The sequence below is a fragment of the Intestinirhabdus alba genome (genome assembly GCF_009711095.1).
GTDB classification, from domain to species: domain Bacteria; phylum Pseudomonadota; class Gammaproteobacteria; order Enterobacterales; family Enterobacteriaceae; genus Intestinirhabdus; species Intestinirhabdus alba.
Genome location: NZ_WMJZ01000005.1, coordinates 105,575 through 120,249 on the forward strand (window position 1 = coordinate 105,575; position 14,675 = coordinate 120,249).

General features: G+C 50.0%; 12 protein-coding genes and 1 tRNA gene. 7 read left to right on the plus strand and 6 right to left on the minus strand.

From position 1 onward, the window contains the following. Positions 1-120 precede the first annotated feature (120 nt). A complete protein-coding gene (locus GJV78_RS05430; protein ID WP_155107367.1) occupies positions 121-684 on the minus strand; it encodes a hypothetical protein in 564 nt (187 codons plus the stop codon). Between the two features lie 751 nt (positions 685-1,435). Between GJV78_RS05430 and GJV78_RS05435 the strand changes: the two genes are divergently transcribed. From GJV78_RS05435 to GJV78_RS05445, 3 genes are all read left to right on the plus strand, one after another. Beyond that, positions 1,436-1,588, plus strand: coding sequence for a hypothetical protein (locus tag GJV78_RS05435; protein ID WP_155107368.1), 153 nt, complete (start codon positions 1,436-1,438; stop codon positions 1,586-1,588). Positions 1,589-1,723: 135 nt separating this feature from the next. Further along, a complete protein-coding gene (locus tag GJV78_RS05440; protein WP_155107369.1) occupies positions 1,724-2,617 on the plus strand; it encodes a winged helix-turn-helix domain-containing protein in 894 nt (297 codons plus the stop codon). Positions 2,618-2,820: 203 nt separating this feature from the next. Further along, complete coding sequence (locus GJV78_RS05445) at positions 2,821-3,276, plus strand: hypothetical protein (RefSeq protein ID WP_155107370.1); 456 nt, start codon at positions 2,821-2,823, stop codon at positions 3,274-3,276. Between the two features lie 451 nt (positions 3,277-3,727). Here GJV78_RS05445 and GJV78_RS05450 read toward each other — a convergent pair whose 3' ends face one another. The 5 genes from GJV78_RS05450 to argG form a co-directional block, all read right to left on the minus strand. Further along, positions 3,728-4,531 (minus strand): MetQ/NlpA family ABC transporter substrate-binding protein, encoded by an 804-nt coding sequence (locus tag GJV78_RS05450; protein ID WP_155107371.1) that lies wholly within the window; start codon positions 4,529-4,531, stop codon positions 3,728-3,730. A 21-nt stretch (positions 4,532-4,552) separates the two neighbouring features. Then, entirely contained in the window at positions 4,553-5,395 is an 843-nt protein-coding gene (locus GJV78_RS05455; RefSeq protein WP_167519387.1) for a DUF169 domain-containing protein, read from the minus strand. Positions 5,396-5,410: 15 nt separating this feature from the next. After that, complete coding sequence (locus GJV78_RS05460; RefSeq protein WP_155107373.1) at positions 5,411-6,085, minus strand: methionine ABC transporter permease; 675 nt, start codon at positions 6,083-6,085, stop codon at positions 5,411-5,413. Between the two features lie 41 nt (positions 6,086-6,126). Beyond that, positions 6,127-7,095 (minus strand): methionine ABC transporter ATP-binding protein, encoded by a 969-nt coding sequence (locus GJV78_RS05465; RefSeq protein ID WP_155107374.1) that lies wholly within the window; start codon positions 7,093-7,095, stop codon positions 6,127-6,129. Between the two features lie 617 nt (positions 7,096-7,712). Next, entirely contained in the window at positions 7,713-9,056 is a 1,344-nt protein-coding gene (gene argG, locus GJV78_RS05470) for an argininosuccinate synthase (protein WP_167519388.1), read from the minus strand. Between the two features lie 447 nt (positions 9,057-9,503). Between argG and GJV78_RS05475 the strand changes: the two genes are divergently transcribed. From GJV78_RS05475 to infB, 4 genes are all read left to right on the plus strand, one after another. After that, positions 9,504-9,580, plus strand: a tRNA-Met gene (locus tag GJV78_RS05475). Between the two features lie 207 nt (positions 9,581-9,787). Further along, the gene (gene rimP / locus GJV78_RS05480; RefSeq protein WP_155107376.1) at positions 9,788-10,240 is read left to right on the plus strand and encodes a ribosome maturation factor RimP; all 453 of its coding nucleotides are present in this window, start codon (positions 9,788-9,790) and stop codon (positions 10,238-10,240) included. 28 nt (positions 10,241-10,268) lie between these two features. Next, complete coding sequence (gene nusA, locus GJV78_RS05485; protein WP_155107377.1) at positions 10,269-11,756, plus strand: transcription termination factor NusA; 1,488 nt, start codon at positions 10,269-10,271, stop codon at positions 11,754-11,756. Between the two features lie 24 nt (positions 11,757-11,780). Further along, positions 11,781-14,462 carry a translation initiation factor IF-2 gene (gene infB, locus GJV78_RS05490; protein ID WP_155107378.1) on the plus strand — a complete coding sequence of 894 codons (2,682 nt, stop codon included), beginning with the start codon at positions 11,781-11,783 and terminating at the stop codon, positions 14,460-14,462. Positions 14,463-14,675: the final 213 nt, after the last annotated feature.

Sequence of the window (14,675 nt, forward strand, 5' to 3'; positions counted from 1 at the left end):
TTGCTATCAAATGTGGTGTCATCCCTCCAGGTCGGAAATACCGACAGCAGTGAAACGATAAATCTTATCAATAGATGATTTCCGTTAACTATCGCGATGAGATTGAGAACTGAACCAGGGCTATGCGGATAAGGTATATTGATGCATTCCGGTAATGTCGCGGCAGACCATAACGGCGGTGCAGTGACATTTAGACAGGCCATAGCTTGCCATAACTCTGCGCTTCAGAGCGTAAAGCGATTTTTCTGATAGTCCCATTCTGGCCGCCAGCTCTTTATGAGATTCGCCGCTGTTAAGATACTGGAAGTACCATTTCTCCTGCTGACGAATATCTTTGTAAACGATGGGGGTTTTGGCCGCCAGATGTAAACATGAAATAAGGTTTTCAACTTTGGCGTTATCAGGGTATAGCCAGGGGAACTCTCTGCCAAGAGAACATTTTATGATAATGCTGATATTCAGTAGAATAATCACGCGACAGGCGGACATCACCGGCAGATGAAGAAATTTTTGCCTCAGCGCAATATCGGCCACGTTTATGACAACAACGTCACCTGCGTTGGGAAGGGGCATTTTCGCAAAGTCATTGGTATGAATAAACAGAACCTGACCATAGAGTTTGAGAGGTATCTTCTGGAGTCCTTCAAGAAACCAGCGATCGTCCGATATAAAATAGAAATTCATAATCTTCCCTTATTATGATACGACGACTGGCGATGGTAAACCTATACCAGTGGCCAGTAAAACCAATTAAAAAACTCCCTTTGTAGTGATAGTGACAGCAGTTCATAGCCTAAGCTAGTCAAATTATCTTATGTTGTCTCAGTCATGGCGTAGCGGGGTTTTTTCGAATTAGAAGAATCTTTAATTATTTTCTTTTAGGGGCAGAGAGACTTATTAAGATTAATTTTTCAGAGAGTGATCTCGCCGTAGTATGCGCTAAAAAAAGTAGGCGACTGGCCGGTGCTCGCCGGACCTTGTGACGATCGCCGGCGTCGATATGAGTTAAATTAATCTGATTTCAGGCAGGGACATTGCCTGTGGTCGACACCTGCCGCTGGCGGCGGTATAGATATCATTATTTAACCAGCAGATTCCCGTACTGCGGGATAGCATGCCGGTTTATGGCTGCGATTACCGGTAGCGGCCTGTCTGAGAACCGGTGTTATCTCTCTTAAGTTGGTTGATCTTTTCTCACCGACACCTGCAGATTGCCGGTTTGACGCCATCTTCAACCCTGCGGCATAGTGTAATCATCCAATACGGGAGAAGGCCTGTTCTGCTATCGTCCAGGCACCAGCTGCCGCTGGTTTTCGTTCAGAACGGAGCCAGCCAGCGGATAGCCGATGGGCGAAAAGGGATGTCTTAGGTCTTAAGTTTTTTCTCACCAATTGGGTTTTAGTGAACGTTGAAATTTTTTTAAGGGCCTGGAGCGATGTCTGTATCAATATTTAAAATGGTTAAGGATTTTTCTAAAGTAAGGCGAGAAGATGGGGGAGAGCCGATGGCTATACCAGGAATGCGCCAGGCTATTTTGAGCGGTGTGGGTGCGATTAGCTTAGCCTGGCGTGATTACATTTTATTATAATATCTCACTTTAACTTATATTTTATGAGTTTTCGGGTTTTTCAGATTTTTCGCTTGCGTTGGCAGTAAGTAGTAAATATATTATCAATCTTAATCCAAGAAAGGTTTGAACTAAAGCCGTGAGGTGAAAATAATAATGAATAATGATATAAAAGAAGGCTATTTTGGGAAGGAATTACTTAATCGCTATATAATAAACGAAACTGTAGAATTTCATCCGGCGGCAGGCACCTTACGTGATGTCACTCGGCAGCATTCGGAGGTTACGCTTAACTCCCCGGCTGCGCGCTGTCTGCTGCTCTTGATCACCAAAGCCGGAGGGATAGTATCACAGCAAGAGTTTATGGATATCGTGTGGCAGAAGAATGGTATGAATGTCACGCCTAACGCATATTACCAAAACATATCAGTGTTGCGTAAGGGGCTTGAGAAAATAGGTTTAAATAAAGAGATCGTGGTTACAATACCACGTATTGGCGTTACGCTAACCAGCGATGTGAGCATTCAAAAAATTACGCCTAAGGTCGATACGGTTTTACCAGTTGAAAATGCTGAAATTCCCATAAAGCCCGTGGGGCGATTATCCGAAAAATGTGATGTAAATAATCCAGCACATCCCCCAGGAACCGCTGAGGAGCATATGGAAAGATCTGACGAAGAGGCATTGGTAAGTTTTAAGAAATCGACCGGTCGTTACTCTATTATTTTTTGTTTCTTAATGGCGGCCTCCTTAATATTAATTACAGAGTTGTATTCCGCTAAAAAAAAAGCAACAGATTATTTTTCTGACTATAAACAAGTTACGTGGATCTCAGGATGTAGTGTGTTAATGTCGGATCGATTTTCTCTTTCGGTTGATGAAAAAAAACAAATTGCCAAACATTACGGTAATGAATTCAAAAAGGAATGTAAAAAATATCCCTGGCTATACATCACTAAAATTCCTAATGTACAGCGTACGTCGGTTATTCGGTGTGAGCAGCCCTTTGAGCAAACAACTTCATGCATATCAGAATATTATATTAAATAATTGATTGTTTTATTGACCACCTAAGCTATCGAGCTTTTATATTAACAATCCAACATGTTTTGATTAATGATCTGGGAAGCTGTCTGTCAAAAATTTACGCCAAAGACATGACACAACACAATCAAAACAAACTTAAACACAGACAATATTGAGTTGCGTTATAATTGTTATAACTCAGGAAAATAAAAATGATAAGGTCAAGGATGACATGCTATTTAAGCCACACAGGCTTAATTTTATTACTAATGGCAATATATTATTTTCATGCAGGTCTGTTTAAAGATGATGAATTTAGCTGTCGGGCGAACTTTGTGCAACATTACCCAGACTTAACGCTGAATATTTCACTTGATTATCATTTCTCTGGTAAAAAAGGCATGGTTAGCATGAATGGTTATATCGTTAATGAACCAGAGAAGATATTCAATCGTAAAATTTACTTTAGCTATGAAAAAAATGGCGATATCTATTATTTGCATCCTGAAAAGAATGTTATATTTCCGGGGAATAATGTTGAAAGTAAATGGCTGGAAAAGTATGAGCCAAAATTTTTTATTAATTCTGAGGAGGATCTTTACTTGAGGATACTGGAGCAGGGGGATGATAAGCGTATGTTTATCTTCTCAACGATACCCACCTATATATGCCATGCCTATTAAATGATGTGGGCATTTTTATTGCGTCGGTATGTCCGGGATAGTCCTGACGGCAGAGATGACAGTGGTAGCACTTTCCGGCGCACTCATGAACGGCACTCCGCCAGGCTGACACAGGCTGGTAATTAAAAGCGCGGATGCTGCGCAAAAATTGTCGCAGCTGTGCAAGCTATCGATCGGATGCGCGATGGTAGTGACGTCTGGCAGAAAAAGGAGCGATTGCCGGACAAACAGGCAATCATGCCGGCCGGAGCAAAAGGCTAAAATCTGCGGCTGTAAGCTATGGAGCCAATAGTGGTGGAAAAGGTCAGGCTGGAGAAGGCTCCGGAACAGGGAAGCGACAGGATACTTTAAAGCGCAGGCCGGCTTTTCTGTGTAAAGGTTACGCCCTGTGGGGCGTTTTTGTGTTGCCGAAGAGATCCCGCTACGTGAGAGGTAGCGGGTTTTTTCGCCGTTAGTCCAGATATTCGAAAACGCCGTCAAAATTCGTTTTTATTCCCTCTCTGACCGGGGCGGACCTTAACCCCTCGGCCAGGGTTTTGGCCCATCCGGCATCCACATTGGACTGGAGGACGACAAGACCCATTGGGAAGTCTTTGGCATCACCGTCCCGGACAATGTATGAACGAAAATCCTTATTTGCATTACGCATATGCGTGAAGAAAACAACGGCTGCATCCACATCGGGCAAGGCCCTTACCGTCTGGATCTGATCCATATCGATAAAATGGAGATCTTTGGTATTTTCTGTGATATCCAGCAGATTTAAGTCGCTATTTTTGTTGCCGTTTAACTTGATAAGGCCGGCGTCCTGTAGCATTCGTAAGCCCCTGTCCATATTCATGGCGTCGTTCATAATCGCAATCGTGGCTCCCTGCGGGAGATCGGCGATATTTTTATAGCGCTCAGAGTACAGGCCAATGCCGGTGGTAAAGGGATAGGGTTTTACCATGGTTAACTTTCCATTGTTTTTAGTATTAAAGTTTTCCATGAATTTAATATGTACACCCAGCCCTGCGTCAACGCTGCCATCGTTAACCGCCTGAATAACGTTAACATTATTATCAACTATAACCAGCTTAACGTTTAGTCCTTGTTCTTTGAGTAAAGGAAGCGCAGGTGACAGGATAGTTTCTGTTATTTCCGTACATGCAACGGTAAGTGCGGATTTATCTGTTTCGGCTGATTTATTATTGTCGCAGCCTGCTATTAACGCTGCAAAGAATATGCTCAGAGTCAGCAGAACTATTTTTCTCATTGTTTAACCCCCTTGTCAGGTTTAATTTTTATGAATGTTGCGTTTTCGTTTGTGATATTCAATGGTGCCATAACCTCCAGTGTAATAGTTACGTCCTAACTGAAGGTCAATTTCCGCCGCCACGCCCTGACTGGCCGCTTTGCGCATGATTGTTTTTTTGCTTTTATTATTATCCATCGGGTTTGAGGTCTGACGCAGGCCGTCTACGATGTTACCGAGTTGATTAAAGGGAATGCCGATCCCCATTTCATCTTCATCCCATTTTGCTACCTGCCGCGTGCCGGAGCAGAGTAATGAAATATTAACCTGGTTCATTTCAAAAGGATAAGAGGTACACTCCTGACATACCGCCTGATTACCGGTAACTTTAATGTTTTTTAGCTGTCCGTAATGATATGAATATCCCTGAATCAGCCGCATGGCATTGGCTGAGTGGGTTATTACTATGACGATGTCGGGGTTATATTCTGTATAAAGGGCCAGGTCGGCAATTTCCACACCATAAACATGATGGGCGCAATATACCATATCTTTTGCTATCTGGCGGCTGATAGTATAATCAGCATACAGCCCCATTTTATGATGGCGCTTTCCCGAGATAATATCATCGGGACTAACAATGTCATCCTGTGCTTTTAACAGGCCCAGCGCTCTGGCACCGGAAAGACAGGCGGTTTGCTGTAGCGTTAATTTACAGGGAATACCGGTTGACGCATTTTTTACCGCCGCGCAGTAGGGGAGCGGGGCGGATAATTCAGGCGTTGAACAATTGTTATATTCATTTTTATCGTACAGAAAGCGAATGCCAACCGGCGCTCGTTTTAATTCCAGCATGATGTTAAGCCAAAAGGCATCAGTTCTCATAAAACACCTCATGTTTTATTTTAGTGAGCGATAAAGTAGTTTGCCGGTATACTGGATGGCGAGAACGATAATCGAAAGTATAAAAACTACGGCATAGGTTATGGCATCATCAAAACGCTGGTAGCCGTAGGTTAGCGCCACGGCTCCCAGCCCGCCGGCACCTACCGCACCTGCCAGTGCGGTGTTGGCCAGCAGTTGTATCGCGGCAAACGTCATGTTGGAAACGATAGCCGGCAGGGCTTCAGTAAACATGATCTTCCAGATAATCTGCATATTGCTGGCACCAAAAGATCGGGCGGCTAAAATGACACTGTTATCCACTTCTGACAAAGCATTTTCGATTAAGCGTGCAATAGCTGGAAAGGCCACGACGGTTAATGGAATAATGGCGGCTACCCAGCCAACCGACGTTCCTGTGAGCCAGCGGGTTACCGGCGTAAGAACAACGATCAGGATGATGGCGGGAAATGAGCGGAGGGCGTCAATCAGACCGTTTAGAAAACGATAAATGTATTTGTCAGGGGCCAGCCCTTCCGGTCGCGTTAGCGTAAGGACTATAGCTATAAACATACCAATCAATGTACTCAAAACAAGAGTAATCAACAGCATGGTAAGGGTGGCAAGACAGGCGGGCCAGATAACTTTGGGCAAGTACTCAATGACGCGCGTTTGAGAGAAATCAATGAACATCGCTTATTCCTGTTAAGTAGCATGACATGCCAACTCAGACATCAAGCAGCTAGCTTTTGAAACTGAATCTTATTTTGATTAAGGTAACGGACAACGCTTGTATAATCAGGTTGATTCACCGCAATAACGTATTGTGCCACGGTTCCCGTTTTGCAGCGATCGGAGCGGGTAAATACGACTCTGATTTTGTTTTGGGTTATCGTTGACAACGATAACAACAGGTCGGTGCTTTGCGCAATATCGGCCAGCGTAATTGCCAGACCTATTTCTTCTTGCTGTAAATCAATGGGGAGATTTTCTGCCAGTGAAGGCAGCAGAGCGGGTTGCGACGTAAGGATGTTTTTTATGGTGTCGGTACGAATAAGCCTGCCGCGTTCGATAACAGAGATCCGGTCACAGATATATTTCACCACGTCCATTTGGTGAGTAACCATAACGATGGTGATCCCCGATTCCTGATTAATTTTCTTTAACAGATCCAGAATAGATTTCGCCGTCGCGGGATCTAACGCTGACGTCGCTTCGTCACAGAGCAGTACCTTAGGTTTTAAGGCGAGCGCTCTGGCAATAGCAACGCGCTGCTTCTGGCCGCCAGAGAGCTGTGCCGGGCGGTGGTCCGCTTTGTCTTCCATCCCGACGCTCTGCAGAAGCCCCATGGCCCGCAGCCTGAGCTCCTTCGTTTTCTTCTGCCAGCATGTCATGGGCAGCATTACATTTTCCAGGGCCGTTTTTCTTTCCAGTAGCGCAAAATCCTGGAAAATCATGCCGGTATTTTTACGGAAAGCTCTAAGCGATGCCGAAGAGAGGTTTTGCAATTCGATGTTGTCAACCCGCACTCTGCCGCTGGGGCTAAATTGTTCAAGTCCGTTAATGCAGCGCAGAAGCGTTGACTTTCCCGCGCCGCTGGCACCGAGGAGGCCGTGGATTTCACCAGGGATAATATCCAGATTAATATTATCCAGGATAGTTGTTCCTGAATACGATTTGCTTAAGCTGCGTATGCTAATCAATTCATATGTCCGGGGCGATTAAGAGCCTGGCCCATCAGGGCTATTTTGAACCTGGGCAGTGCCCGCACAAAGCGCATTGCGTTTTGAACGTCCGAAAGGACGGTTCCCTGAGGTGAGCTTCGCGAAACATTTTCGCGTACTGGGCGTACGCTCCGGTTTCTGTACGCTGTCCATATTCAGGATACCTGCGCCAATGTACGCCGGGTGGGCGAGGCTCGTCGTTAATCGTAATGTATTAATGTTATTTTTATGTTTTTAAATATGCAGGTTAAACGTTTTTGATAGTATAAATATCGCATAAAAGATTGGCAACAGAATCGGCGCAGCCGCCCGCACCTGACGCTTTGTATCAGTAAAACTCGCTTTTTCAACGGACGCGCCTGGGGCCGGGCGCGGTTAGTCCCTTAAAAAGATTTCTGACGACCCGGAAAAATATATACCCTGAATAATTCGCGAGGCATAACAAAACGCAAAGCGTTTTGAGCAGCCGTAAGGCCATGCTGCAAGCGGGCAACACGTTTATTGGCAATAAACCCGTGCGCCGACCGGCTTAAACGGCTGCGATATAAAAGGAAGTAAAAAAAGCCGCTTTCGCGGCTTTTGGATAATCGTTAACGCTATTTCGCCTTGTGGTCCAGATTCTCAACCTGCGGTAAACCGGTTGCAGAAGAGGCCGTCAGCAGGCCGGACTGGGCGTAGCCAAACAGCTTCTCGCGGGTATCGGTAATATCCAGATTACGCATCGTCAGCTGGCCAATACGATCGTCCGGCGAGAAGACCGAGTCGCCTTTTTCCATGGTCAGGCGTTCCGGCTTATAGGTCAGATTGTCAGAGGCGGTATTCAGGATCGAGTAGTCGTTGCCGCGGCGTAGCTCAAGCGTAACTTCGCCGGAGATCTGGCTGGCCACCCAGCGCTGCAGGCCGTCACGCAGCATCAGCGCCTGCGAATCGAACCAGCGGCCCTGATACAGCAGGCGGCCCAGCTGGCGGCCGTGGGCGTGATACTGTTCGATGGTGTCCTCGTTATGGATACCGGTCAGCAGGCGCTCATAGGCGATATGCAACAGCGCCATCCCCGGCGCTTCATAGATGCCCCGGCTTTTGGCTTCGATAATACGGTTTTCGATCTGATCGCTCATGCCCAGGCCGTGACGCCCGCCGATGCGGTTTGCTTCCAGCATCAGCTCCACGTCGTCGCGGAAGGTTTTCCCGTTCAGCGCCACCGGGTGGCCCTGCTCAAAGCGAACGACGATCTCTTCCGCCGGCACCGGCACATTCTCATCCCAGAACTTAACGCCCATAATCGGATTGACGATTTTGACGCTGGAGTTGAGAAATTCCAGGTCTTTAGCTTCGTGGGTCGCCCCCAGCATGTTGGAGTCGGTGGAGTAGGCTTTTTCGACCGACATTTTGTAATCGAAACCGCAGGCGATCATAAACTCAGACATCTCATGGCGTCCGCCCAGCTCATCGATGAAGTCGGTATCCAGCCACGGTTTGTAAATCTGCAGATCGGCGTTGGTCAGCAGGCCGTAGCGGTAGAAGCGCTCAATGTCGTTGCCTTTATAGGTGCTGCCATCGCCCCAGATATTTACGCCGTCCTCTTTCATGGCGGCAACCAGCATAGTGCCGGTCACGGCGCGGCCAAGGGGCGTGGTATTGAAATAGGTCAGCCCGCCGGTCGTGTTATGAAATGCGCCGCACTGAATGGCGGCAATGCCTTCGGCAACCAGCTGTTTGCGGCAGTCAATCAGGCGAGCGTTTTCCGCGCCATATTCCATTGCGCGACGAGGAATCGCGTCATAGTCTTCTTCGTCCGGCTGGCCAAGGTTCGCCGTATAAGCATATGGGACAGCCCCTTTTTTTCGCATCCACAGCAGCGCAGCGCTGGTGTCCAGACCGCCGGAAAAAGCGATACCAATACGTTGACCTGGTGGAAGATGCTTGAGAATCGTCGTCATAAATAAACCCTGCTTAATAGACTGATTGTGAAATCGGTTTTCTGGTCTTAATGCATTTTTATGCAAAATAAATGAGTTTTCATTTAATCATCTTTTGTGCGGGACGGAAAGGGTTTCGCGCGCTTTTCACTTAAATAAAGCGAGGTTATCGGCAGGGGGCATCGTCGTCTGCTTATTCAGTCACAGGTACAGCAGGTCATAAGCGCCCTGTGGGGAACGATACCTGTAACCAGACTTGCACGGTGCGCCGTTTCGTCCTTATGCGCTTTCGACTCAGCGTCGACGCCGCAGGTAATGAAAATAGACCGTCCCGGCGGATAACGTGGTTGACAAACCGTCAACCCGAACGTTATAATCCCGGCAGATTTTACGTCCCGTCCTCGGTACCAAATCCCAGCAGTATTTGCATCTTTTATTCAAAACGAGTAAAATTTGCCACGTTTCAGGCGCGGGGTGGAGCAGCCTGGTAGCTCGTCGGGCTCATAACCCGAAGGTCGTCGGTTCAAATCCGGCCCCCGCAACCACTTTTCCTTAGAGTTTTTTTTCAAATATACTGTGAAGACTCGGGTCTTCGTAGCTGGATTTAAAAAGAATTCTTACGGAAGGTTCTCCAGACCGCAGCAGCGGTTATAGGGTTCAGTTATCTAAAGCCCCGATTTATCGGGGTTTTTTGTTATCTGACTACAGAATAACTGGGCTTTAGGCCCTTTTTTTATGTCTTGGGGGTGGGCTTGTCCACATTAGAGCAAAAATTAACAGAGATGATTACTGAGCCGGTAGAAGCCCTGGGCTTTGAGCTGGTCGGCATCGAATTTATTCGCGGTCGCACATCCACACTGCGCATCTATATTGATAGTGAAGATGGCATCAACGTTGATGATTGTGCTGATGTGAGCCACCAGGTCAGCGCGGTGCTCGATGTCGAAGATCCGATCACCGTCGCATACAATCTGGAGGTTTCCTCTCCAGGCCTTGACCGTCCCATGTTTACCGCCGAACACTACGCGCGTTTCCAGGGCGAAGAGGTTGCGCTGGTTCTGCGTATGGCGGTACAGAACCGCCGTAAATGGCAGGGCGTTATCAAAGCGGTAGAGGGTGAGATGATCACCGTCACGGTCGAAGGCAAAGATGAAGTGTTCGCGCTGAGTAATATCCAGAAGGCGAACCTGGTCCCCCACTTTTAACAGTCTGGATTGAGGTGAAAAGCCCGCGATGAACAAAGAAATTTTGGCCGTTGTTGAAGCCGTCTCTAACGAAAAGGCGCTGCCACGCGAGAAGATTTTTGAAGCGCTGGAAAGTGCGCTGGCTACGGCAACGAAGAAAAAATACGAACAAGAGATCGACGTGCGTGTAGAAATCGATCGCAGAAGCGGCGATTTTGATACCTTCCGCCGCTGGCTGATCGTTGAAGAAGTCACGCTGCCGACGAAAGAGATAACCCTGGAAGCCGCGCGTTATGAAGACGAAAGCCTGAACCTGGGCGACTATGTCGAAGATCAGATCGAATCCGTCACCTTTGACCGCATTACCACCCAGACCGCGAAGCAGGTTATCGTACAGAAAGTGCGCGAAGCTGAACGCGCGCTGGTGGTCGATCAGTTCCGTGAACACGAAGGCGAAATCATTACCGGCGTGGTGAAAAAAGTAAACCGCGACAACATTTCGCTCGACCTGGGCAGCAATGCGGAAGCGGTGATCCTGCGCGAAGATATGCTGCCGCGTGAAAACTTCCGCCCCGGCGACCGCATCCGCGGCGTGCTCTATGCCGTTCGTCCGGAGGCGCGCGGCGCGCAGCTTTTCGTCACCCGCTCTAAGCCGGAAATGCTGATTGAGCTGTTCCGTATTGAAGTGCCGGAAATTGGTGAAGAGGTTATTGAAATTAAAGCGGCGGCCCGGGATCCCGGTTCGCGTGCGAAAATCGCGGTTAAGACCAACGATAAGCGTATCGATCCGGTCGGTGCCTGCGTAGGTATGCGCGGCGCGCGCGTCCAGGCGGTATCGACGGAACTGGGCGGCGAGCGTATTGATATCGTACTGTGGGACGACAATCCGGCGCAGTTCGTTATCAACGCGATGGCACCGGCCGACGTCGCCTCCATCGTGGTAGATGAAGACAAACATACCATGGATATTGCCGTTGAAGCCGGTAACCTGGCGCAGGCGATTGGGCGTAACGGTCAGAACGTCCGCCTGGCTTCACAGCTGAGCGGCTGGGAACTCAACGTGATGACGGTTGACGACCTGCAGGCGAAGCATCAGGCGGAAGCGCATGCCGCCATCGATACCTTCACTAAATATCTCGATATTGATGAAGAGTTCGCCACCGTGCTGGTTGAAGAAGGTTTCGCGACGCTGGAAGAACTGGCCTATGTGCCAATGAAAGAGCTGCTGGAAATCGACGGCCTTGATGAGCCGACCGTAGAAGCGCTGCGCGAGCGCGCGAAAAACGCACTGACCACTCTGGCGCTGGCCCAGGAAGAGAGCCTCGGTGATAACAAACCGGCTGACGATCTGCTGAATCTTGAAGGTATGGATCGTGATATGGCGTTCAAACTGGCTGCCCGCGGTGTTTGTACGCTGGAAGATCTCGCTGAACAGGGCATTGATGATCTGGCTGATATCGAAGGGTTGTCCGACGAAAAAGCCGGTGAGCTGATTATGGCTGCCCGTAATATTTGTTGGTTTGGCGACGAAGCGTAATAAACTGTAGCAGGAAGGAACAGCATGACAGATGTAACCGTAAAAGCGCTGGCCGCAGAGATACAGACCTCCGTGGATCGCCTGGTACAGCAATTCGCTGATGCCGGTATCCCGAAGTCTGCCGATGACTCTGTGTCCGCACAAGAAAAACAGACCTTACTGGCGCACCTGAACCGTGATAACAGTTCAGGCCCGGATAAGCTGACGCTGCAGCGCAAAACGCGCAGCACCCTTAACATTCCCGGTACCGGTGGGAAAAGCAAATCGGTACAAATCGAAGTCCGCAAGAAGCGCACCTTTGTAAAACGCGATCCGCAAGAGGCCGAACGTCTTGCCGCGGAAGAGCAGGCGCGGCGTGAAGCGGAAGAGCAAGCCCGTCGTGAGGCAGAAGAAGCTGCCAGACGCGAGGCGCAACAAAAAGCTGACCGTGAGGCCGCAGAACAAGCTAAGCGTGAGGCCGCTGAAAAAGCGAAGCGCGAAGCTGCGGAAAAAGATAACGTGAGCAATCAACAGACTGACGATATGACCAAAGCCGCCCAAGCTGAAAAAGCCCGCCGTGAGAGTGAAGCCGCAGAACTGAAGCGCAAAGCGGAAGAAGAAGCGCGCCGTAAGCTTGAAGAAGAGGCGCGTCGCGTCGCGGAAGAAGCGCGCCGCATGGCGGAAGAGAATAAATGGACCGATAGCGCGGAGCCCGTTGAGGACGCCAGCGACTATCATGTTACCACTTCGCAGCACGCCCGCCAGGCGGAAGACGAAAACGATCGTGAGGTCGAAGGCGGCCGCACCCGCACCCGCAGCACGAAAGCGGCGCGTCCGGCGAAAAAAGGCAACAAACATGCCGAATCCAAAGCCGATCGTGAAGAAGCGCGCGCGGCGGTTCGCGGCGGCAAAGGCGGTAAGCGTAAAGGCTCCTCCCTGCAGCAGGGCTTCCAGAAGCCGGCGCAGGCCGTTAACCGCGACGTGGTCATTGGCGAAACCATCACCGTCGGCGAGCTGGCGAACAAGATGGCGGTTAAAGGTTCTCAGGTCATCAAAGCGATGATGAAGCTGGGCGCGATGGCGACCATCAACCAGGTGATCGATCAGGAAACCGCGCAGCTGGTTGCCGAAGAGATGGGGCATAAGGTGATCCTGCGTCGCGAAAACGAGCTGGAAGAGGCGGTAATGAGCGACCGTGACACCGGTGCAGCGGCCGAGCCGCGCGCTCCGGTGGTGACCATTATGGGCCACGTTGACCACGGTAAAACCTCGCTGCTGGACTACATTCGCTCGACGAAAGTGGCCTCTGGCGAAGCGGGCGGCATTACCCAACACATCGGTGCATACCACGTTGAAACCGACAACGGCATGATCACCTTCCTGGATACCCCCGGCCACGCCGCGTTTACCTCCATGCGCGCCCGCGGCGCGCAGGCGACGGATATCGTCGTGCTGGTCGTTGCGGCGGACGACGGCGTGATGCCGCAGACCATCGAAGCTATCCAGCACGCGAAAGCGGCGGGCGTGCCGGTGGTGGTGGCGGTTAACAAAATCGATAAGCCGGAAGCGGATCCGGATCGCGTTAAAAACGAGCTGTCCCAGTACGGCATCCTGCCGGAAGAGTGGGGCGGTGAAAGCCAGTTTGTCCACGTTTCTGCGAAAGCGGGCACCGGTATCGACGAGCTGCTGGACGCGATCCTGCTGCAGGCCGAAGTGCTGGAGCTGAAAGCGGTGCGTAAAGGCATGGCCAGCGGCGCGGTGATCGAATCCTTCCTGGATAAGGGCCGTGGTCCGGTCGCAACCGTTCTGGTTCGTGAAGGCACCCTGCACAAAGGTGATATCGTCCTGTGCGGCTTTGAGTATGGCCGCGTTCGCGCCATGCGTAACGAGCTGGGTCAGGAAGTGCTGGAAGCCGGTCCGTCCATTCCGGTTGAGATCCTCGGTCTGTCCGGCGTTCCGGCCGCCGGTGATGAAGTCACCGTGGTTCGTGACGAGAAGAAAGCGCGTGAAGTGGCGCTGTATCGTCAGGGTAAATTCCGCGAAGTGAAGCTGGCGCGCCAGCAGAAATCGAAACTCGAGAACATGTTCGCCAACATGACCGAAGGCGAAGTTCACGAGGTGAACATCGTCCTGAAGGCCGACGTTCAGGGTTCCGTGGAGGCGATCTCCGACTCTTTACTGAAGCTGTCTACCGACGAAGTGAAGGTGAAAATTATCGGCTCCGGCGTGGGTGGCATCACCGAAACCGACGCGACGCTGGCTGCCGCTTCCAACGCGATCCTGGTGGGCTTCAACGTGCGTGCCGACGCCTCAGCGCGTAAAGTGATTGAGGCAGAGAGCCTGGATCTGCGCTACTACTCCGTCATCTATAATCTGATCGACGAAGTGAAGGCGGCGATGAGCGGTATGCTCTCTCCGGAGCTGAAGCAGCAGATCATTGGCCTGGCCGAAGTGCGCGATGTGTTTAAATCGCCGAAATTTGGTGCCATCGCGGGCTGTATGGTTACCGAAGGCGTGGTTAAACGTCATAACCCGATCCGCGTTCTGCGCGAAAACGTGGTTATCTACGAAGGCGAGCTGGAATCCCTGCGCCGCTTCAAAGATGACGTTAACGAAGTGCGTAACGGCATGGAGTGCGGCATCGGCGTGAAGAACTACAACGACGTGCGCACCGGCGATATGATCGAAGTGTTCGAGATCATCGAGATTCAGCGTACGATTGCATAATCTTCGTCGTCTTTTGGGCCGCCACTGCGTTGGCTACGTGCGTTCACCCCGGTCACATAGTTAACTATGCTGCCGGGGATGGATGAGAGACATTCATGTCTCTCACCGGAGGTTAGCCTTCGGCTGTTCAAATTCGTTCCTGACGAATTTGTCACGCTCTTGCCGCCTTGTTGCAACCCAAAATATTTAGAAGATTGTTTGGCACAGACCGGG